This window comes from Staphylococcus sp. KUGN1 (assembly GCF_045984185.1).
Classification (GTDB): domain Bacteria; phylum Bacillota; class Bacilli; order Staphylococcales; family Staphylococcaceae; genus Staphylococcus; species Staphylococcus warneri_A.
The window spans coordinates 435,101-457,610 of record NZ_JBJQIL010000001.1; the positions used below are offsets into that span (position 1 = coordinate 435,101).

Consider the following 22,510-nt stretch of genomic DNA (forward strand, 5'->3'; position numbering starts at 1 on the left):
ACAAGTGGTTTTTTATTTATTAAGCAAATTGATTAGGGTAATACGTTTTTAAATACGTTTCTAAACGTTGCATGCCCTCTTTAAGTAAAGTCATATCGTAAGCGTAAGAAATACGAACATGGCCTTTACCGATATCTGTGAAAGATGAACCAGGTACCATAGCGACGTGCGCTTTTTCTAAAACATCGACACAAAAGTTAAAATCATCTTCTGTGTAATTTTTTATACTTGGGAAAATGTAAAAGGCACCTTCGGGTTTAGCATTCAATTCAAATCCTAATGATTTTAATGTAGTGATTAAGTAATCTCGACGTTCTATATATGCTTTGTTCATATGTTGTGGTGCTTCTAAGCCTTCAGTTAATGCAGCGATACACGCGTGTTGGGCAGGAACATTAGCACAAATACAGTTATAAGCATGCATGAATGTTAACTTTTCAATTAAATATTCTGGTCCCATTAGGAAACCTATACGAATGCCCGTAGCAGAGTGTGATTTACTTAAGCCACCTATAAGTAGTAATTGATCTCTAATAATGTCAAATTCAGCAAATGAAGTATGTTGACCATTAAAGGTATTTTCAGCATAAATTTCATCACTAATAATAAATATCTCATAATCAGATAAAGTTTTTGCAATAACTTCAACTTCAGACTTGGATAGGGTGACACCTGTAGGATTAGTTGGATAATTAAGCAAAATCGCTTTAGTTTGATCAGAAATATGTTGCTTGATTAACTCGGGTGTGATTTTAAACGCAGAAGCAGATGTATCAATAAATACAGGTTTACCCCCTAAAGTTTGTATTAAAGGAATGTAACCAGCATAAGTTGGTCCAGGAATTAATATTTCATCACCTGGATTGATGATACTTCTTAATGCGGTATCTAATGCTTCACTAGCCCCGTTGGTAACGATGATTTCATCTACGTTATAGTTAAAGCCATATTTATTGTTAAAGTACTGTCTGATTGCCTCTCTGGTTTCAGGTAACCCTTTATTATGAGAATATGTAGTTTTATTGTCTTCGATAGCTTTGATATAAGCTTTTTTAACAACATCAGGCATAGAAAAATCAGGTTGCCCAATGGTTAGATTAATACAATCATCAATGTGTTGCATACGATTAGAAAATTGACGAATACTAGGCGCTCTTAAAAATTTAGATTGCTCGTTCAATTGTAATTTCATTTATCTTAACTCCTCTAAAAAATACCAAAATATAGTACTGTAATTGTTTGAATAGTCATATAATTCTTTCAAATTATTACTATCATAACATATTTTTTAGTACTACATTTTGGTATGAAAACAAAAATTTTATAGTGATTTTTACCCTTTGAATTTAGAAGGGGGCTTCAAGTTAATAATTGGATTAGTCCATTTACATATTAAGCGATTGGATAAAAGATATACAATAACACCTGATGTTATTATTAAAAACAAATACGTCATTATGGAAACGGGAGACTTGAATGGGTATAGTCCGAATCCACGAATAATACCGATAATTAAACCATGTAATAAATACACATACATTGTTCGACTACCTATATAAGTGTAAAAGCGTAACTTTTGTGATGTTAAATTTAAAAATGCAAACATCGAAGTTAGTATTACAGCATAGAGTAATAAACGTTTAAGAGGACTATATACATCTTCAGCATTATGTTCAAGTGACGTATAGGGTGAACTGCCTAACAACCAATCTGCATTTATAGGATGTATAAGATACCCAATAAAATAAAGGACAAATACAACAATAGAAATAGGTACCCATTTTTTACTTCTAATTATCATACTTTGTTGTTTAGTAAATAAATGACCTAAATAAAAAATAGGGAAAAATACAATCGTACGAGAAATACTCATATATTCATCAATATTAGCAGAGAATCCAGCAAAGATTGAAACAAGTAAAGATGTTCCTAACACAATCATAGGATTATATCTTCTAACGATCACTAATACAACGTGAAAGAAAAATAATGTTAGTAAGAACCACAATGCAAAGACTGGATTGAAAGGGTCCAATTGTAAACTATCACTTTTACCAGTTAAGAAATAATAAACTGAGTAAAATGCGAAAAATATAAAGTAAGGTAATAATAATTTTTTAGCAATATGTTCTAGATAATAGGGTTTATCCAAATTTTTCGCAAAATATCCTGAAATAAATAAAAATGTCGGCATATGGAAACTATAAATAACAAGATATAATGCAGATAAGTATTTATCTTCAGAAGTGTAAGGTTGCAATAGGTGTCCTAGCACCACTAAAAATATGAGTATTGCTCGGGCATTATCAAAGAAATAATCCCTTTCCTTGATGGAAGGCATATAAATGTCTCCTTTTTTCATGTTTGACTGTACTTAATTTATTATATTTTATGACAATTATGCAACGATTTTGTCCGTAGTATAAAATTCTATTGTATATCTTATAAAAAAAGCATATAATATTATCAACTAAATAAAGTGGAGTAGAACAGCATGTATAAACAACTTGAAAAACTTATCACACTTACTAACAACGATTTAAATATAGTTAACCGACGCTTTGGACAAAGAACAGACATTACATCAGAACAATTAGAATTACTACGTATATTGTACAATTATGATCGTTTATCTCAATATGATTTAACGATGAAAGTGAGTAGAGAACAATCTATTGTTTCAAGATGGATTAAGAAACTTGTATTGAAAGGTTATATTACAAGTCATCAATCACATGAAGATTTAAGATGTAAAGAACTTGTACTTACTGATGAAGCACGTGCACTTATTAAACAGATCAATACAGCGCGTTGTGAGTTAATAGAAGCCCGTTGCCAATGTTTATCAGATAGTGAGATTGAGAATTTAAACCAGCTATTAAATAAGTTGAATAGTCGTCATAGTTATATTTAATCATAACCGTGGAGTCAATGTTGTTGTAATAGAGATCATCTTACAATGGGTAGGGTGATTTCTTTTAATATTTAAATATATATAAGCCAGTAGATGAATTCATCTACTGGCTTTTTATCAGGGATTTAACCCGTTATTTTGTATTAAATTAAGCTTTGAATTTTGGAATATCGAAGAATTTACCAACTTCACCAATTTGATCATATAAACCTTTTAATACTTGTGCATTTGAATCTGCCCAATTAATATCTGTTGCATATTGGTGTGTACCAGGATTTTCTGGATTCCAACGCATTTTATATAACGTATTTTGTCCTGCTTTCACATAAGAATTGCCAATAAATTTAGCGCCACCAATAATAGCTTTTGAAACAGAATCCCAACCAGATGCTTTAGCAAATTTCACACCTTCACCTAAAGCATTATAGTCATAGGCAGCGATACCGAATACATTGTGATATTTAGTTGCAGAACGTGTATTAACTGCACCATTTGTTATATTAGCACCTTTAGCTAATTGAGATTGGCCATTTCCTGTTTCTAATAAGGCATGTGAAATTAAATAAATTTCATTTAGTCCATATTGCTTAGCAGCTTGACTAAATGCAGCACCTTGATTTTCAAGAACGCCCTTACCTTTAAGTAATTTATTTAAAGTAGCTTCAGATAAATATTGTGGTTGATCTAAACGTAAAAATTGATATTTAGAAACTGGATCTTTAGCAAGTTTATTTGAATCCATGGCATTTTTAGTTTCACTAAATGTCGCATTTGACCATACACCAGGTGTTCTTTGTACCTGTGGGCCATAACTTAAGTTATTTTGAATCGACGCCATTTGATTTAATGTACGACCTGTATTTGAATATTTAACTAATTCTTTTGTTAGATCACTTTCTTTAATCCATACGTATTTACCATTAGTAAGTTTACCATAATACCAAGTCACACCATTTTGTTGTTTTTGTTTAATGACTACAAATGGTTTCTCAAAATATGTTTTTAAAGAATAGCCATTTTTAGCACTTGGTTCGTCGTAATAGTGACCATTGTTATTTTTGATAACGAAAGTATAGTTATAAGGTGTAGCTGGATTATTTGAGTTTGCTTGTTCTAAATCTTTAGCAGCAATCCAACCAGTACGATTATTTACAGTACCATATAAATATTTTTCTTTACCAACATATACTGCTTTTGAAGCATTAAATGTTTGATTTGCTAATTGGCTAGCAGGTAATAATTGTTGATTTTTAGTACCCCAAGCTATTGAATAAAGGCCATTGTTATTATTATTAACTTTATATTGACCTGTTAATTTTGCTTCATTACCTAAGTTCTGAACGTCAACATCATTGATATTAACCCAGCCTAAAGGTGTATTTGAAGCTGTATTTTGCAATAATACGTATGTTTGATCGCCTTCGGTTCTTTGTTTAGAAATAGTGAAGGTACGGTCAGCATATTTAGTACCACTCTTAGCAGTTTTATCGTATACAGAACTACGGATACCAGTATTATTAGCTTTCACTTGACCAATTTGTTTAGTAGCTTGTGTTGTATTCACATTAGTTGGTGATTGAGCTTTAGCTGCTTCATTATTAGTTGTATCATTTGACTTTATAGCCATTTTAGGTTGTGCAAGTGCTGTTCTTGTAGCAGTAGGCTCAGTTAAATAATATTTGCTAATCCAACCAGATATACCATTGACAGTACCATATAAGTAAGTTGATTTATCGATTTGTTGTTGCTTTGTAGCTTTAAAGGTTTGGTTACCTTTACCAGATACTGTACCAGCTTCTTGTTTAAATGTACCCCAAGGGACTGTATAAGCTTTTGTACCAGGTTTAACATTATAAGATTTATTTACAGAAATAGGGGACTTAGCTGTATTGTAAGTAACATCACTTTGTTTAACCCATCCGTATTTTTTACCTGTATTATAATCTTGTACAAGGTAGAATTTATCATTACCTAAAGTAGCTGTTTTTGAAACTGCTAATGTTTTTTGAACTTGGTCAGTTGATTTACCTGTTTTATCATAAACAGTTGTATAAACACCACTGTTTGATGTCTTAATCTGTGCTACACCATTATTAGCAGCAACCGTTAATTGACTGTTAGTTGCAGGTTTAGAAGGTGTAGTTGGTTTAGTTGTATTAGATGTTGATGGTGTTGTTAAGAAACTTTTACTAATCCATCCATTTACACCATTAACAGAACCATATAAGTAAATAGCTTTATCAATTTGTTGTTGTTTTGTAGCTTTAAAAGTTTGGTTACCTTTACCAGATACAGTACCTGCAACTTGTTTATCAGTACCCCAAGGCACTGTATAAGCTTTGGTACCAGGTTTGACATTGTAAGATTGATTTACTTTAACAGGTGATTTAGCAGTGTTATAAACAACATCACCTTGTTTAACCCAACCAAATTTTTCACCAGTATTATAATCTTGTACAAGGTAGAATTTATTATTACCTAATGTTGCTGTTTTTGTTACAGACAATGTCTTTTGAGCTTGGTTAGTTGAATGACCTTTTTTATCATAAACAGTTGTATATAAACCATTATTAGTTGGTTTAATTTGAGCCATACCGCTATTAGCAGCAACTGTTAATTTATCATTTGTTGATGGTTTTGTTGTTGAACCACCTGTAGAAGGCTTCGTAGTTGTACCACCAGTAGATGGTTTTGTAGTAGTTGTTGTACCCCAAGGTGCAACTTGGCCCATTTTAATTTTATATTTTTCATTAATTAAATCATATAATTCGTTGTAACTATAATTATGTTGTTGTAAGTAACCGTGTGGATCAGCATGGTCTGTTCCACCTAACCATCTACTAATTGCTGCGTGAGTCCATACAGTACCACTACCGTCGTTTTCTGCACTATTTGGTTTTAAGCCATAGTACTGTAATTGAGTGGCTGCATAATCAGCGTAATTGTTCATTGAACGTGCAAATGAATCATAGTCGTGTGTATGTACGATTTCAACGTTGATAAAACGGTTATTCGCATTTGGACCAGCACCCCATGATAAATAGTCAGTAGGTGCAGTTTCAATAATTCGGTTACCATCTACAAATGCATGTACGAAAGCTGAGTTGTAATTATTTTTCATGTAGTTGATTTCGCCAGTAATTGTAGAATTCTCATTTGCTGTATCGTGAACCACAATACCTTCTGGACGGCCTACACCATTTCTATAGCCATATTTAGGGAAGTATGATGAATAATCTTCTTCGATTTGTGGTGCTTTAAAGTTCTTTTTACGAATATAATCATTAATTGAAGATTTCACTTGTGGTTGATACTTTGGTAATGATGAAGTTGCTCTATTAGCAGTTGCATACATCATTCTTGGTTTAGCTACTGAATTGAATGTAGTGACTTGTTTAGCATTTTCTTTAGTAGCATTGTCATTAGACTGAGTAGATGAAACCTTAGCAGATTCATTTACCACGTTATTAGCTTTTAACTCGTTAGCATTAGGTGTTGCTGACTGTGTTTTAGTATTAGAAGATGTAGCAACATTTTCTTTAGATTGTTGAGTTGCTTGTGTCTTTTGTGATGGTTCAACTGAATTAGCTTCATCGTCTACGTCATCTTCATCATCATCTAATCTGTAGCCACCATTATCCTTAACGGTTTGTTTAGCATTTTGATTAGTTGTATTAGTTTGTTGTTGAGCTTGGTTCTGAGTTGTAGTCTCAGATGTTTCTTCTTGTGCTGTTTGAGTCTCTTGTTTAGCATTTTGTTGAGCAACCTCTTGTTTGCTTTCTTCAGTTGAATTTTGTTGTGAAGATTGTTGTTTTTCATTGTTATCAAGGGCTTGATTTGATTCTTCTTGTTTCTGAGTTTCCTCAACAGTTGAATTTTCTATGATTTGATTATTATTTTGATTAGACGCATCAGTAGTTTGAGCTTTTACATTTGTATTTTCATTAGTAGAAGCATTTTCAGTCTTCTGTTGATTAATTGATGCATCATTATTTTCTGTAGAAGTAGTTTTTACTGGTTTGACTTTAGTTGGATCTTGATAAGTTTGAGTACCAGAAATATTTTGTGTAGGATTACTCACTTCTTGTTTGGCATTGTTAGCTTGTTTTAGTGTTGCTTGGTCATCCAGTACATTTTTATTTTTTGTTTGATCTTGTGCTGTTTCTGCTGCATCTGCATGGTGAGCCGTAAATGCTGTTCCCAATAAAGTTACTGCAACCATTGACGGTAATTTGCAATTGAATATTTTCGTCATTATATAATTACTCCTTGTATCTTTTGAATTTGTATTAATTATAGTATGAGAAAAGGAGTGTGTACGTCTTTTAACAGATTTGTAATAGAATTTTAACCTATAAAAATTTGCCATAGTAGGGATGTAAGGGCTTTAAACATTGATGGTACGCAAGTAATTTCATAGAAATTATTAATTTGAGTTTAATGAAATATTACAAAAGATATAGTGAAGATAAGTTATCAAGTAATCATATTTTTATTCATAACGATATGCTTAATATTTTCTTCATAAAAAGGTCGTCCAGAAGTGATATAACCTAACTTTTCATAAAAAGGGGTAGCATAATATTGTGCATGCATTGTCAAACGGGTAAGATGATGTTCACGAGCTATCGTTTCAATAAAAGTTAATAGTTTTAAACCTAACCCTAAGCCTCTATATTCTTTTAGAATTGCTACGCGTTCAACTTTACCTATATATTCATCTAAGAGTCGTATGCGTGCAGTTGCAATTGGTTGAGAATCATCCACATAACCAATAATATGTATTGCCACTTCTTCAAATTCATCTATCTCATGATCTTCGGCAACATGCTGTTCTTTTACAAAAACTTCTTTTCTAATTTTAAAACAATCTTCTAACATTTGTTCATTCGTCACTTTATTAAACATATTCAAACTCCTTTGGATATAAAATAGGGAAGGAGACAATTAATTCGATGTCTTCTTCCCTAAAGTAATCTATGATTTTATAAAGCTTCTTTTCTAATAATTGCGGTATATTGCCAAAATATTCTCATTTGAGCTATATTCCAATTGTTCATTCCCATTGTAAACCCAGACGGTTTAAATAGTGTTACATCCGTTACTTCAAGTGCCGCGGCAATTAAATATTGTAAAGGAACGCTAATACTTTTCATTTCTTCGGTAATACCATTTTCATCATATACCCAAGAAAATGGCAGTTCTGATTCGAAAATATCTACCTTATTAAAAATCTCTGGAAGAGCTACGATGTAACAAGCCCCATCTACAACAGGATTATGATTACTTTCTTTATAATAAATAAGTAGCGCTTCATAATTTTCTCTATGTTCATGATTCACATAGAAAAATTCATTTCTAAATAAAGCCATGTCTTTACTATGGATAATTTGTTGTTCTAAAACATTAAACATACCATTGATGTTGGCAATCTTTTCGTATGTTTTTCGTGACATCTTAGCAACTCCTTTCCTATCATTATATAATTGGATTAATAAGCAGTTGTATCAATTTCTTGACCCTGTTGGGACTGTTGTTGATTGTTTTGATTATTAACTGTGTCATTTGGTTGTTGTGCATTCATATCTGATTGCTGTGCATCCATATCGTTGCTTTGGGATTGATCATTACTACTATCTGATTGTTGATTCGCATCATTACTGTTATCTTTTTTATGCTTTTTATTTGTTGTATCATTTTGAGCTTTTCTTAATAACGAATCATCTAATTTAGTTAATGGAACTAATGAACCATAATGATCAATGACTCTTTCATTTAAGAAGTCATCTTTATCTGTAATTTTAGATAACCCTAAATCAGAGCGCAAGATATTTGAATATTTTTGAATACTTTTAATGCTAGGATTGTAATAATAAATATTTTCTAACATATCGTCTTTACCTTCTAGTTGTGATTTCTTCATCTCTACACTATCAGATAAATACATTTTAGCTAATGATTTAATTTCAGATTTAGTTAAATTATGTTTCGCATTTTTTCCGACAATACTAATGACTTCGTCTAACTTATCAAATGAATCTAACGTTTGGGCTTTTTGGAATAAGATTTTAATTAAGTCCATTTGACGTTGACCACGTTTTAAATCCGAATCATGGTGGCGTGTTCTAGCAACAGCTAAAGCTTCATCACCATTTAATTTTTGGTAGCCTTTTTTTATTTTAATTCTTCCCGTATCATCACTATTTGGTTCATTCAAATTATAAGGTACATCATAATATATACCACCGAGCTCATCAACAGCTTGAACGAACGCCTTCATATTAACACGTGCATAATAATCGACTGGTACATTCATTGTGGCCTCTACTGAATCCATAGCAGCAATAGGACCACCATATGCGTGTGCATGAGTTATTTTGTCATAATAGCCTACTTTAGGGATATAACTAATCGTATCACGAGGTATGCTTAACATTCTGATTTGATGTTTATCTTGATTAAAAGTTGACAGAATCATTGCATCTGATCTTGAATGTTCTAAACTCTGACCATTTTTTTCACGGCCTTCATTATCATCGATACCTAAGAATAAGATAGAGATTGGATCTTTTTCAGGGTCGATTTTTGAACTTCTTAAGTTAGATTGTCGATCAGCATTACTTTTATCTTGAGAAGATTCAAATGCTTTCTCCGATGATTTGAAAAGATTATTAGCAAAAACAACAGGGATTGCAATAAGAGCGAAGGTTAGTAGAATTAAAAAGAATTTAAAAAATTTATTCATATTTGTTGCTCCTAAATAGTATAAACTTATTTTTTTGTTTCATTAAAAGTTATGTTGTTTCTTGGTATCGGTGTTAATTATTTTCCACACTATAGCCTTAAATTGTATTACTTTATTGTTAAAATTACAACACATACATATGCAAAAATATTTACATTCTTAAAATTTAATTTACATATCATATTATAAATGATTCCACGTATTAAATGTGAATAGAGAATCATATTTATTGTGAAATTATAGAAAAGTACTGAAATTGATTAACCTATAACCAATGTTTGAATCATTATGTTATATATAGGTGATGCTTTTAAGAGTTTCAAGAAAAATTATGTTGCATATGTATAAATTGTTGCATATTTACACCTAATAAATTTGCTATGATTTTATTTTTAATCAATAGTTATTAGTTGTTTACAGATAAATAAAATAGAAGTGACAAATCATGTATATTAAATAAATACTATGAAAGCTGATTTGTGGCTTTAATTAATTTTTGATGTTTATTTTACCTTTATGGTACTAAAGTACAATGGAAATAATTTTTTAAAGAGGTATTATTTAATTTAAAGTGATTTAAAAAGGGATATACGTTATAATTATGCATAGTGTATAAAAGGTTTACCATGTGAATCGACCATATTTTCATTTACTAGATAAGTGTGTATTTATATTAAAGTAGATTTACTTGTTTAAAGGAGGATGGTATAAGTAAATTGAACATTAAATAAGGTAGTGTTGTGTTACTTCTGTATTCGAGAAAGAAAAAATAATAAAAGATTAATTAAAATATTTTTCTAGGCGTATTATGGATATAAAAAATGAATGTCATAATATCAAGATTTTATACTGACGAAAAGTATTGATATTAACATGTGAGGCAAATAATAACATGAAACTAAATAAGACTAAAATTATATTTTTTATAATAGTATTAGTAATACTTATTATATTAATGATTATATTTGGAAGAAAGTGGAGCGAATACTTACAAACGGATAGCCGCATATTTCAGAAAAATGATAACGAAACATACATATTGAAAAAAGATAAACATGAAAAGGCACCTAAAAAACTTAAAAATGTGATGGATAAGAAAAATCCTGTCTATAAAGATATTGATAATTATTTGAAAGAAACTAACTTTAATGGTACTGCAACAGTATTCGAAAATGGGAAAGTTAAATTAGATAAAGGGTATGGATTTAAAAATTTTGAAAATGGTGAAAAAAATTCAGCTAATACGATGTATTTAATCGGATCTTCTCAAAAATTTACAACTGGATTGATATTAAAACAACTTGAAGTTGAAAATAAGGTTAATATCAATGATCCTGTGACAAAATACTTACCTTGGTTTAAAACTAGTAAGGAGATAACATTAAAAGATTTGATGCTACATGAGAGTGGTTTACATAAATATGAAGCATCTACAAATATTAAAAACTTAGACCAGGCTGTTAAATCAATTCAACAAAAAGGTATTGATGATAAGTTTTATCATAAGCATCAATATAATGATGGAAATTATTTAGTGCTTGCAAAAGTGATTGAAAAAGTAACGCATAAGCCTTATGTTGAAAATTATTATAATAGGTTGGCTAATCCATATAAATTAAAACATAGTGCTTTCTTTGATGAGAAAGTATATCAAAAGTATATGGCTAGGGGTTATAAAATCATTCATAATAAATTCTCTTTAATGCATCCTAAAATTCTTGATCAGTATTATGGTGCTGGTAACTTATATATGGCACCTCATGATATGGGACAATTAATACTTGCTTTACAACACTATAAAATATTTGATGCGGATGTGACGAATCCACTACTTCACGAATTTGATACAAAACAATATCCTAAGGAATACCGATACGGTTTTTATGTTATGCCGACAATAAACCGAGTGAATGGTGTATTCTTCGGACAGAAATTTACAGTTTATTACAATGACAAATATATCGTGATATTAGCAAGTAACTTAACTGTAGAAGGTGAAACAGCTGATGAAACTAATGAGAATAAAATGAAACATGTATTCTATGATATGCTTCATCAGAAAAAGCAATATAATGTTCCTGGAATTCAAGTGAAATAAGTTGAATGATAAAAATATAAACGCACATGTTGTCTATGAGACAGACAACATGTGCGTTTTTGTATTAATTTATTTACAGTGAGCAAGTGCTTGTAAAAAAGCTTGTTGGTAATGCTTTGAAATAGGGGAATGAACAACCTGACAGTTGGGTTCTATTGGATCAAAGTCTACAACAGTTGCCCCTTTAGTAAGTATACCTTGTAATTCTATTTGAACGTTAGCATCAAATACATTAAATAGGTCAGCATCGATTAAATATAAAATAGTGAATACATCATATAATTTGATACCTTCATGAATATTTTCAGTTCGATAATGTTGGAATAGTTGAAATAACATATCACCGGTCTGATTCATTATTTTTATTTTTTTTATAAATTCATGAGAAAACATGGCTTGACGTGCTAAATCTAATCCAACCATAACCAATGGAAGTTGAGAATTAAAAACAATATTAGCTGCTTCAGGATCACAATACATATTAAATTCTGCAAGAGGTGTAACGTTACCTCTGCCGCTACTACCACCCATAATTACAATTTGCTTAATCTTTGATTTGATTTCTGGATAGGTAGCAAGTAGAAGCGCAATATTTGTTAATGGTCCAATAGCAACAATAGTAATGGGGGAAGTGCTTTCCTTTAATACATTTTTCATGGCTTCGATAGCGTTCATAGGTGAAATTGTTTCATCTGTAGGAGATTTAAAATCATAGCCATCCATACCGGATTCCCCATGAACTTCAGCTGCATCAACAGGATTTGAAATTAATGGACTTGATGCGCCTTTAAAAACAGGAACACTGCTATTGAAAAATTGTTTTAATTTTAAAGCGTTAGCAGTAGTTTTATCAATATTTACATTACCATTTACAGTTGTAATCATTTTTACATCTAATTGAGGATGATTGAGTGCTAAGCTAATCGCTGCAGCATCATCAATGCCCGGATCGGTATCTATAATTAATGGGATTGTCATGTCTATCTGCTCCTTAATAATATTAGATAACTATATTTTGACGTAAAAAAGACCTGCTAGCAAATGCTAACAGGTCTAAAAGTATGATTTTTATACTTTTTATAAGTGGTGTGAGTGACCACCTTGCATAACCCAATATGTTCCGATAACAGTAATTAGAGTTATGATAATTGCAAAGATAACTTTGAATAATTGAACTCGTCCATCTTTACCTTCAGTTAAATGCATGAACATTAATAATTGAAGTGCAGCTTGGATAAATGCAAATCCAAAAATAATAGTTACTTTTGCTTGGAAAGTCATTGATGTGTATAGAGTTACGAAAACTGCTAAAAGCGTTAATACGATAGAAGCAATAAATCCTACTGTATGTTTTACGATTGTATTCATCCGCTATACACCATCCCTATCATATATACGGCAGTGAAGATGAAGATCCAAACAACATCTAAGAAGTGCCAGTATAAACTTACTATAAATAATTTTGGAGCATTATATGAATCCAAACCACGAGTAGCAATTTGAATTAATAAGCAAATAATCCAAACAATACCAACTGATACGTGACAACCGTGTGTTCCTAATAGAATAAAGAAACTAGACCAGAAGGAACCGATAGTAGGGTTAACACCTTCAGTTGCGTAGTGTGCGAATTCGTAGATTTCGAAACCTACGAAAACAAGCCCTAGTAGTACAGTAAGAATCATCCAAAACATCATTAAGTTTTGTTTTTCTTTACGCATATAGTAAATTGCAATACCACAAGTGTATGAACTTAATAATAACGCAAATGTCATTATTAAAACTAATGGTAATTCAAATAATTCTGTAGTCATCTTGCCAGCGTAATCGCCACCGTGTTGCAAAGTTAATAACGTTGCGAATAGGGTACCGAATAACGCGAATTCGGCTGTAAGGAAAATCCAAAAGCCAAGTTTATTTAATTCGCCTTCATGCGTACGTGAATCGATTGTATTAGTATCATGACTCATGACTTACAGCCTCCCTTTCTTTAATTCGTGCTTCTCTTAAACGTGCCTCAGTTTCAGCTACTTCAGAAGCAGGGATATGATAACCGTGGTCGATTTGGAAACTTCTCCAAATCATTGTACCAAAGATACCTGCTAAGCAGATGATCGCTGGAATGATTGTTTCAAAGATTAAGAAGAAACCACCAATTGTGAAGAAGATACCCATCCAGAAACCAACTGGAGTGTCATTTGGCATATGAATATCTTTGTAATTATGGTTGTCTAAGTAATGACGACCATGTTCCTTCATATCTACGAATGTATCATAGTCATTCCAATCTGGAGTGACAGCAAAGTTGTATTTAGGTGGAATTGCTGAAGCAGTAGTCCACTCTAATGTACGACCAAGGCCATCCCAGTTATCACCAGTAGCTTCACGTGGTGCTTTGATGTGACTGTATACAATACTTACCACTAAGAATAAGAAACCGACTGCCATTAATAAAGCACCGATAGTTGAAATGAAGTTCAATAAGAACCAACCATCAGAAGGCATATAAGTGTATAAACGACGTGGCATACCATCTAATCCAAGGATGAATTGTGGTAAGAAACAAACGTTAAATCCGATCATGAAGAACCAGAAGCACCATTTGTTTAACGTTTCGTTTAATTTGTAGCCCATCATTTTTGGATACCAGAAGATTAAACCAGCTAAGCAGGCAAATACTACACCAGTAACCAATGTATAGTGGAAGTGAGCTACTAAGAAATAAGTGTTGTGATATTGATAGTCAGCTGATGCCATCGCTAACATTACACCAGTAACCCCACCTAATAGGAAGTTAGGGATGAATGCTAATGAGAATAACATCGGTGACTCGAAAGTAATTCGACCTTTATACAATGTTAATAGCCAGTTGAATAGCTTAACTCCGGTAGGTACACCGATTAACATTGTTGAAATTGAGAAGAATGAGTTGATTAATGCACCATTACCCATTGTGAAGAAATGGTGAACCCAAACTAAGAAACTTAAGAACGCGATACCAGCAGTTGCCCAGACCATGCTTTGATGACCGAACAAGCGTTTACGCGCAAATGTTGGAATAATTTCAGAGTAAATACCAAATGCAGGTAAGATAACGATATATACTTCAGGGTGCCCCCATACCCAGAAGAAGTTCGCCCATAACATAGGCATACCGCCATCTGCTACTGTAAAGAATGCTGTTCCAAAAATTCTATCTACTGTCATTAAAGCTAAAGCCACTGTTAATACAGGGAAAGCTAAAATAACGATTAATGTAGTAATAAAAGTTGTTACAGTAAACATTGGCATTTGCATAAACTTCATTGTAGGTGTTTTACATCTTAAGATTGTTACAAAGAAGTTGATACCGGTCATTAAAGTACCTAAACCGGAGATTTGAATTGCAACTAGATAGTAGTTAACACCTGGACCTGGACTAAATTCACCAGCAAGTGGTGCATAGTTTGTCCAACCAGCAGCTGGTGATCCACCTATGATAAATGATAGGTTGAATAAAATCATACCAGCAAAGAATAGCCAGAAACTTACGTTGTTCATTACAGGGAAGGCAACATCACGTGCGCCAATTTGTAATGGAACAACAATATTCCATAAACCAAAGATAAATGGCATAGCCATGAATATAATCATGATAACGCCGTGCGTACTGAAAATTTCATTGTAGTGATTTGATTCCAAGAATTTGTTATCTGGAATTGTTAATTGCGTACGAATAAGTAACGCGTCAATACCACCACGGACGAACATTAATACGGCACAGATTAAATACATAACACCGATTTTTTTATGGTCTACGGATGTGAACCATTCTTTATAAAGATATTTCCATAATTTGAAATACGTAATTACCGCTATAAGGCCGATAACTAAGAATGGCGCACCAATTTGTGCCATTGTAATCATCCAGTTACCTTTAACGATTAATTGATCCCATGGAAAATTCATTAATGTCCACCTCCATGATCATCTTTTTTAGACGGACTATCGTCTTTTGCTTCTTTGGAAATTTTTTCCATTTCCTTAGCATTGTGTTTTTCTTTCTTCTTGAATTCATTGTCGTATTTTTCATTGTTGCCAAGAATCATTGGTGTCATACCATGACGTTTGTAGTTAGCGTTTGAAATAGTAACCTTACGTGCTGGTTTCACTGGTTTATCTTTAACATCTTTATAAAGATCTTTTTCGTCGATGAAGTTAGGATCTTTTTGAACGTAATTATAACGTTTGTATGCGTGGAAGATATACTCAGGATCAGCTGCAGGGTCAACGAACGCCATATGAGTACCATTAAACGTTAATTCTTTGTTAGGTGTGCTTGGTAAGATTTGTTTATCAAATGTATCTTGATCTAACGTTTTCTTACTTTTAGCTTTTTTCACCCATTTGTTGAAATCACTTTGGCTTACAGAGTGAACATCAAATGTTTGACGTGAGAAACCTTCACCGTTGAAGTTTGAGTTTCTACCTCTGAAAGTACCTGTTTGATCTGCTGTTAATGTCCAATTCATAGTCATACCAGTCATGGCATATTTCTGACCACCTAATTGTGGGATCCAGAAACTTGTCATTGTATCCATAGATTGTAACTTGAATACAACTGGTCGATCTTTAGGAATTGTTAAAGTATTAACAGTTTCGATGTGTTGATCTGGGTAGGCAAAGAACCATTTGTAACCAGCGCTGACTGCGTAAACCACAAGTGGGTCTTTGTCTTTTTCTGGTGGTTTTTCATAATCGTATAATGTTTTAACAGTTGGAATTGCTAAAGCAATAACGATAATGATAGGTACCACAAACCAAATTGTTTCAATTAAAGAATTGTGGTGCATCTTACCTGATTCATCATTCTTATTGTAGCTATACTTAAAAATAAAGAATGCGAACATGGCAAGAACAACGACAACAATAACAAGCATGAAGATAATTGAATAGATGATCAAGAACTTCTGACTACTTGCTACTGGCCCTTTTGCATTGAAAACTTCAATGTTCGAACAACCACTAAGTAAAATTAGTGTTCCGACCATTAGAAGCAAAGACTTAAATTTTGACACTTTTTTGACCTCCTAATACTACAAATGTAGGGCTTACCATTAATTTTAGTTTATTACGCAATATTTACAAGTACCTAAAAGAAAAAAATTATTGATATAAGCAAAAAATTTAAAAAAATTTGAGATATGACGGGGATTGTAAGATTTGTTAAAATTGTGTGTACATTTTGTGAAAAGGGATAAATTTGTGAAATTGCAATAAATTATGATTTTCAAGATAGATATTTTGAAGAAATTCAGAAAATAAAAAAAGTTGAGAATTTAATCTCAACTAAATATAAAATATTATTTGACTTTAATATTTCTAATTGAAGTTTTTTGAGCACCGTCTGAATCTGTGACTTTGTACTTAACCTCATATGTACCTGATTTAGTAGTATCAACATCGCCATCAATTTTGATTTTATGTGTTAAATCACCATCTTCTTTATCATAAGCGCTAATGCCTTGAAGTAGGTTATAATCTTCACCTTTTTCGATGATGATGTCATTCACGCCTCTTAATTGAGGTTCTGAATTAGTTGTCGCTTCGGCATTTAGATTAGGTGTGACTAAAGTAGCAGATACTCCGATTGCTGATAGTGACTGAATTAGTTTATTCATAAAGTAACCTCCGAATGTTAGTCAACTACGATTTATGTATATCATACGTTAATTTTCAGAATAGTACATCATACTATAGTCTTAATATACCTGATTAATTAGATTTTTAAAACATATAATAAGAAATAAATAATTAAAATTATGTAAATTGAACGTTATGTGAACAATTTTACATTTCTTTGATTCAATATATATATAAGGTATAGAATGACAATGTAAAAAAGTTTTGGTTTTAAATACGAGTTATCTGGGAGTGGAAATAATGTTAAGTGAAAGAGAAAAAGACGTAGTTAAAGAAACAGTACCTGTATTACAAGATAAAGGGGTAGAAATCACTTCGAATTTTTATGCACGCATGTTCAAACAACATCCTGAACTAAAAAACATGTTTAATCAAACGAATCAACAGCGAGGATTACAATCTACTGCGTTAGCACAATCTGTGTTAGCTGCGGCGGTTAATATTGATCATCTTGAAGCTATCCTACCTGTAGTTAAAGAAATCGCGTATAAACATTGCGCTTTACAAGTACCACCAGCAGGGTATGATATCGTTGGTGAAAACTTAATTGCAGCAATCAAAGATGTTGTTGGATTAGATGATGACCATGAAATTATCAAAACATGGAAGAAAGCATACCAAGAAATTGCAGATATTTTCATCTCTGTTGAAAAGGATATATACACAGAAATGTTATGGGATGGTTTCCAACCATTTAAAGTTGAAACAATAGAACAAGTATCTTCTGATATTAAGGCTTTCACAGTATCTTCAAATGAATATGATTTAAGTCAGTTTGTACCTGGTCAATATATTACCGTTGATGTGGGTAGTGAAAAAATGCCATACAGAGCTAAAAGACATTATTCAATTGTAAAAGGTGATCAAAACCATCTTACATTCGCAGTGAAAAGAGATGTCACTACAGAACATGAAGGTGAAGTATCTACAATTTTACACGATGAATATCAAGAAGGAGATAACATTAATTTAACAGCACCTGTAGGACCATTCCATGTTGTTGAAAAGAGTAATAAACAATTGTTCTTAGGATCTGGTATAGGTGTAACGCCACTCGTATCTATGTTTAATGAAGTAGTAAATGACAATGGTGAAGCTCGATTTATACAAGTGACAAATGACACGAATGATGCACCATTCTCATCATTATTAACTTCTATTGCTAATAAGAATGCACAAGCAACATATGACTTACATGATAAAAATAAAAACGGTTATATTGGTAGAGAGCAATTAAAACAGTGGATTGATGATGATACGGAAATCTATGTTTGTGGTGGAAAATCATTTATTCAATCAATGATTAAATCTTTAAAAGAATTAAATGTTGATGAATCTAAAATTCATTACGAAACATTTATACCTAAATTAAGTGTAGCGGTATAATTAGAATTGAATATAATATAAAAATAGCAGGAGGTCATGGCCTCCTGCTATTTTTATTTATACGGTTATTCAATACCTCGACGCATTTTCTCTGCTAGTAAAGTATTATTCAGTACCATTGTAATTGTTAAAGGACCAACGCCACCTGGTACAGGTGTAATAGCACTTGCGACTTCTTTCACTTCGTCAAATGCGACATCTCCTTTTAATTTACCATTTTCATCAGGTGTATTACCTACATCAATAATAACCGCGCCTTCTTTAACCATTTCTTTAGTAACTAATTCAGGTTTGCCGACTGCGCTGACAACGATATCGGCTTCTTTAACGAAACGCGCCATGTCTTTCGATCTTGAATGTAGTATTGTGACAGTTGCATTTTGTTGCAGTAAAAGTTTGGATACAGGTTGACCTACGATATGACTTCTACCAATAACCACAGCGTTTTTACCTTCGATATCAATATCAGCATGCTTTAAAATTTCCATGATACCTAGTGGTGTACAAGGTACAAAAGTTTGTTCATCAATATATAATTTACCAATATTACTTGGATGGAAGCCGTCTACATCTTTTTCTGGATTAATAGCTTCTAATACTTTTTGTTCACTAACTTGTTTTGGAAGAGGTACTTGAACTAGGATACCACTGACAGAATCATCATTATTTAAACGTTCTAATTCTGATAAAACATCTTCTTCAGAAGTATCTTCGCTTAAATGAACGATTTCAGAAATCATACCAATTTTTTCTGCAGCTTTCTTTTTAGACCTAACATAGCTTTGGCTAGCACCATCGTTACCGACTAATATGACTGATAATTTTGGTGTATATCCTTTAGATTTAAGTACTTCAACTTGATCTTTTAAACCTTGACGATAATCTTTAGCGATTTGTTTACCATCTAATAATTTTGCTACCACAATATCTCCTCCTAATTTTTCAATAACTTAACTTTAACATTAAATTTACACAATTTAATAGCTAAAAGACGTAAATTTAATTAAAATTTCAAATTAAAGTTCGATTTTTGATTGAAAAAGCATTTGATGATTGTTATGCTATATCTGTAATATACAACTTACTGACAAATAAATCCAAAGTTTTGAAAGGGTGTACATCTTGAAAGTAGCAGTCATTATGGGTAGTTCTTCCGATTGGGAAATTATGAGTGAAAGTTGCACAATGCTTGAACAATTTGAAATTCCGTATGAAAAGAAAGTCGTTTCAGCGCATCGTACGCCTCATTTAATGGTAGATTTTGCGAGTCATGCATGTAACAACGGTTATGATTTAATCATAGCTGGAGCCGGTGGTGCAGCACATTTACCGGGGATGGTGGCATCGATGACTACATTACCTGTTATTGGTGTACCTATTGAATCTAAAAGTTTAAAAGGGATGGATTCACTGTTGTCAATTGTTCAGATGCCAGGCGGAATTCCAGTCGCGACGACAGCTATTGGTAAAGCAGGTGCCAAAAATGCCGGTATACTAGCTGCAAGAATATTAGGTATTAGTCATTCATCAGTTCGTAAAAATTTGGAAAATTATGAAAAAACATTGGTACAAAAAGTGGAGGAAATGCAAAATGAACTTCAATAAACTATCATTTGGCGCAACCATAGGCATTATTGGTGGTGGTCAATTAGGTAAGATGATGGCACAATCAGCACAAAAAATGGGATATAAAGTGATTGTTTTAGATCCAAGTTCTGATTGTCCATGTCGATATGTGGCACATGAATTTATAGAAGCGAATTATGATGACGAACGTGCACTTCAACAATTAGGTGAAAGTTCGGATGTCATCACTTATGAATTTGAAAATATATCAGCAGAGCAACTTAAGGTGTTAACCGAAAAATATAATATTCCTCAAGGCTATCAAGCCATACAATTACTTCAAGATCGTTTAACTGAAAAACAAACATTAGAACAAGCAGGGACACAAATTGTTCCTTATACCTCAATCAAACAAAAAGATGATTTATCAAAGGCAATTAACACACTTGGTTATCCATTCATTGTTAAAACACGTTTCGGTGGTTATGACGGCAAAGGTCAAATATTAGTTCAATCTGATGAAGATATCGAAGAAGCAGTTAGACTCGTATCAAATCAAGAATGTGTCGCAGAACAATTTTTAAATATAAATAAAGAAGTGTCACTTACTGTGACCATTGGTAATCATCAACAAATCACATACTTCCCACTACAAGAAAACGAACATAGAAATCAAATTTTATTTAAAACAGTAGTCCCAGCAAGATGTAATCAAACAGAGAATGCAAAACGAGAAGTTGAAAAAATTATAAAATCTGTCCATTTTGTAGGAACTTTTACAGTTGAATTTTTCATAGATGATAAAGACCAATTGTATGTAAATGAAATTGCACCACGACCTCATAATTCTGGACATTATTCCATTGAGTCATGTGATTATTCACAATTTGATACTCATATTTTAGCTGTCACTGGTCAAACGTTGCCTGACAAGATAGAGATACTAAAACCTGCTTTCATGATGAATTTATTAGGTAAGGATTTAGATTTATTAGAAGATGAATTTGGAGAACATCCTGAATGGCATGTCCATATTTACGGTAAATCTGAGCGTAAACCAAATAGAAAAATGGGGCACATGACTATATTAACGAACCAAATCGATGACACTGAAAAGGACATGTTGAAGCGTTTTGAAGGGAGAGACCAATAAATGTCATTACTTTATGAAGGTAAAGCTAAAAGAATATATACAACGGATAAACCCAATGAGTTACGTGTTGAATACAAAGATGAAGTGACTGCTGGCAATGGTGCTAAAAAGGATGCCATGTCTGGCAAAGGAAAACTAAATAATCGTATTACTTCCATTATCTTTGAATACTTAGAAAATAATGGTTTGAAAAGCCATTTTATCAAACAATTATCGGATACTGAACAATTAGTAGAATCAGTGAAAATTATTCCATTAGAAGTGGTAGTTAGAAATATTGCAGCAGGTTCTATTACACAAAGACTTGGATTTGAAAAAGGATATCAATTTGATGCGCCATTGGTTGAATTTTTCTATAAAAATGATGAGTTAAACGATCCATTGATTACAGAAGACCATATTAAGTTATTACACATCGCTTATGATGATCAAATTTCAACATTAAAATCAATGGCACTCGATATTAACAAAGTTCTTATTCAACTTATGGACGAAATGGAATTAAGACTTGTAGATTTTAAAATTGAATTTGGTATTACAGATGAAGGAAATATTTTATTAGCTGATGAAATTTCACCAGACACATGCAGAATATGGGATAAACACTCAGATACGAATTTCGATAAAGATGTCTATCGAAATGATACAGGCTCATTAATTGAAACATATCAATCATTTTTAAATAAATTGGAGGATTTAAAATAATGAAAACAATTGAATTACATGTCACTTTACAACCCCAAGTATTAGATACACAAGGTCAAGCATTAAATCGTGCAGTTCATGATTTAGGATATAAACAAGTTAATGATATTCGTGTAGGAAAGGTATTATACATGACTGTTGATGAAGCTACGGATGAAGCGGTTGATAATATTATTACAACATTAAGTGAAAAGCTATTTGCTAACACAGTGATTGAAGAATATAGCTATAAAGTGATTGATGAAAAGGAGAATGCATAAC

The 22,510-nt window shown here is 32.2% G+C and carries 20 protein-coding genes; 7 read left to right on the forward strand and 13 right to left on the reverse strand.

The genetic code is table 11. From position 1 onward, the window contains the following. Window positions 1-19: 19 nt before the first annotated feature. Both ACJQQZ_RS02190 and ACJQQZ_RS02195 read right to left on the reverse strand, forming a co-directional pair. Window positions 20-1,192 carry an aminotransferase class I/II-fold pyridoxal phosphate-dependent enzyme gene (locus ACJQQZ_RS02190; protein ID WP_145505952.1) on the reverse strand — a complete coding sequence of 391 codons (1,173 nt, stop codon included), beginning with the start codon at window positions 1,190-1,192 and terminating at the stop codon, window positions 20-22. A gap of 141 nt (window positions 1,193-1,333) precedes the next feature. Continuing rightward, complete coding sequence (locus tag ACJQQZ_RS02195; RefSeq protein ID WP_107532390.1) at window positions 1,334-2,341, reverse strand: acyltransferase family protein; 1,008 nt, start codon at window positions 2,339-2,341, stop codon at window positions 1,334-1,336. Window positions 2,342-2,494: 153 nt separating this feature from the next. Here ACJQQZ_RS02195 and ACJQQZ_RS02200 point away from each other — a divergent pair, with 153 nt between their 5' ends. Then, window positions 2,495-2,914, forward strand: coding sequence for a MarR family transcriptional regulator (locus ACJQQZ_RS02200; protein ID WP_107532391.1), 420 nt, complete (start codon window positions 2,495-2,497; stop codon window positions 2,912-2,914). Window positions 2,915-3,062: 148 nt separating this feature from the next. Here the strand turns inward: ACJQQZ_RS02200 and ACJQQZ_RS02205 are convergent, their stop codons facing one another. From ACJQQZ_RS02205 to ACJQQZ_RS02220, 4 genes are all read right to left on the reverse strand, one after another. Next, complete coding sequence (locus ACJQQZ_RS02205; RefSeq protein WP_145505955.1) at window positions 3,063-7,169, reverse strand: GW dipeptide domain-containing protein; 4,107 nt, start codon at window positions 7,167-7,169, stop codon at window positions 3,063-3,065. 221 nt (window positions 7,170-7,390) lie between these two features. Further along, a complete protein-coding gene (locus ACJQQZ_RS02210) occupies window positions 7,391-7,822 on the reverse strand; it encodes a GNAT family N-acetyltransferase (RefSeq protein ID WP_049423527.1) in 432 nt (143 codons plus the stop codon). Window positions 7,823-7,899: 77 nt separating this feature from the next. Then, window positions 7,900-8,370 carry a DUF2538 family protein gene (locus ACJQQZ_RS02215; protein ID WP_002450730.1) on the reverse strand — a complete coding sequence of 157 codons (471 nt, stop codon included), beginning with the start codon at window positions 8,368-8,370 and terminating at the stop codon, window positions 7,900-7,902. Window positions 8,371-8,405: 35 nt separating this feature from the next. Further along, window positions 8,406-9,659, reverse strand: a complete 1,254-nt coding sequence (locus ACJQQZ_RS02220; RefSeq protein WP_049423529.1) for an LCP family protein — start codon at window positions 9,657-9,659, stop codon at window positions 8,406-8,408. Between the two features lie 892 nt (window positions 9,660-10,551). Here ACJQQZ_RS02220 and ACJQQZ_RS02225 point away from each other — a divergent pair. Further along, complete coding sequence (locus ACJQQZ_RS02225) at window positions 10,552-11,757, forward strand: serine hydrolase domain-containing protein (protein ID WP_049423531.1); 1,206 nt, start codon at window positions 10,552-10,554, stop codon at window positions 11,755-11,757. A gap of 69 nt (window positions 11,758-11,826) precedes the next feature. On the opposite strand, the gene rihC is transcribed toward ACJQQZ_RS02225, so the two are convergent. The 6 genes from rihC to ACJQQZ_RS02255 form a co-directional block, all read right to left on the reverse strand. Then, a complete protein-coding gene (gene rihC / locus ACJQQZ_RS02230; protein WP_145505958.1) occupies window positions 11,827-12,735 on the reverse strand; it encodes a ribonucleoside hydrolase RihC in 909 nt (302 codons plus the stop codon). Window positions 12,736-12,834: 99 nt separating this feature from the next. Then, the gene (gene qoxD, locus ACJQQZ_RS02235; protein ID WP_075778632.1) at window positions 12,835-13,125 is read right to left on the reverse strand and encodes a cytochrome aa3 quinol oxidase subunit IV; all 291 of its coding nucleotides are present in this window, start codon (window positions 13,123-13,125) and stop codon (window positions 12,835-12,837) included. Continuing rightward, complete coding sequence (qoxC, locus tag ACJQQZ_RS02240; RefSeq protein ID WP_002450725.1) at window positions 13,122-13,727, reverse strand: cytochrome aa3 quinol oxidase subunit III; 606 nt, start codon at window positions 13,725-13,727, stop codon at window positions 13,122-13,124. The genes qoxD and qoxC overlap by 4 nt, the downstream gene beginning before the upstream one ends. After that, the gene (qoxB, locus tag ACJQQZ_RS02245; RefSeq protein ID WP_049423535.1) at window positions 13,717-15,705 is read right to left on the reverse strand and encodes a cytochrome aa3 quinol oxidase subunit I; all 1,989 of its coding nucleotides are present in this window, start codon (window positions 15,703-15,705) and stop codon (window positions 13,717-13,719) included. The genes qoxC and qoxB overlap by 11 nt, the downstream gene beginning before the upstream one ends. Then, the gene (gene qoxA, locus ACJQQZ_RS02250) at window positions 15,705-16,814 is read right to left on the reverse strand and encodes a cytochrome aa3 quinol oxidase subunit II (protein ID WP_002450723.1); all 1,110 of its coding nucleotides are present in this window, start codon (window positions 16,812-16,814) and stop codon (window positions 15,705-15,707) included. The genes qoxB and qoxA overlap by 1 nt, the downstream gene beginning before the upstream one ends. 285 nt (window positions 16,815-17,099) lie before the next feature. Beyond that, window positions 17,100-17,417 (reverse strand): DUF5011 domain-containing protein, encoded by a 318-nt coding sequence (locus tag ACJQQZ_RS02255; RefSeq protein WP_002450722.1) that lies wholly within the window; start codon window positions 17,415-17,417, stop codon window positions 17,100-17,102. Window positions 17,418-17,679: 262 nt separating this feature from the next. Between ACJQQZ_RS02255 and ACJQQZ_RS02260 the strand changes: the two genes are divergently transcribed. Next, complete coding sequence (locus ACJQQZ_RS02260; protein ID WP_145505961.1) at window positions 17,680-18,825, forward strand: globin domain-containing protein; 1,146 nt, start codon at window positions 17,680-17,682, stop codon at window positions 18,823-18,825. A 65-nt stretch (window positions 18,826-18,890) separates the two neighbouring features. Here ACJQQZ_RS02260 and folD read toward each other — a convergent pair whose 3' ends face one another. Continuing rightward, window positions 18,891-19,748, reverse strand: coding sequence for a bifunctional methylenetetrahydrofolate dehydrogenase/methenyltetrahydrofolate cyclohydrolase FolD (folD, locus tag ACJQQZ_RS02265; protein WP_145505964.1), 858 nt, complete (start codon window positions 19,746-19,748; stop codon window positions 18,891-18,893). A gap of 199 nt (window positions 19,749-19,947) precedes the next feature. On the opposite strand from folD, the gene purE reads away from it, so the two are divergent. The 4 genes from purE to purS are packed head-to-tail and all read left to right on the forward strand — an operon-like array spanning window position 19,948 to window position 22,509. Then, window positions 19,948-20,430: a 5-(carboxyamino)imidazole ribonucleotide mutase gene (purE, locus tag ACJQQZ_RS02270; protein ID WP_049423542.1), complete on the forward strand. Its 483-nt coding sequence runs from the start codon at window positions 19,948-19,950 to the stop codon at window positions 20,428-20,430. After that, entirely contained in the window at window positions 20,417-21,544 is a 1,128-nt protein-coding gene (gene purK / locus ACJQQZ_RS02275; RefSeq protein ID WP_145505967.1) for a 5-(carboxyamino)imidazole ribonucleotide synthase, read from the forward strand. Before purE ends, purK begins: the two co-directional genes overlap by 14 nt. Next, window positions 21,545-22,249, forward strand: a complete 705-nt coding sequence (gene purC, locus ACJQQZ_RS02280; RefSeq protein ID WP_002450717.1) for a phosphoribosylaminoimidazolesuccinocarboxamide synthase — start codon at window positions 21,545-21,547, stop codon at window positions 22,247-22,249. Further along, window positions 22,249-22,509 (forward strand): phosphoribosylformylglycinamidine synthase subunit PurS, encoded by a 261-nt coding sequence (gene purS / locus ACJQQZ_RS02285; protein WP_002450716.1) that lies wholly within the window; start codon window positions 22,249-22,251, stop codon window positions 22,507-22,509. Before purC ends, purS begins: the two co-directional genes overlap by 1 nt. The last annotated feature ends 1 nt before the right edge of the window (window position 22,510 follow it).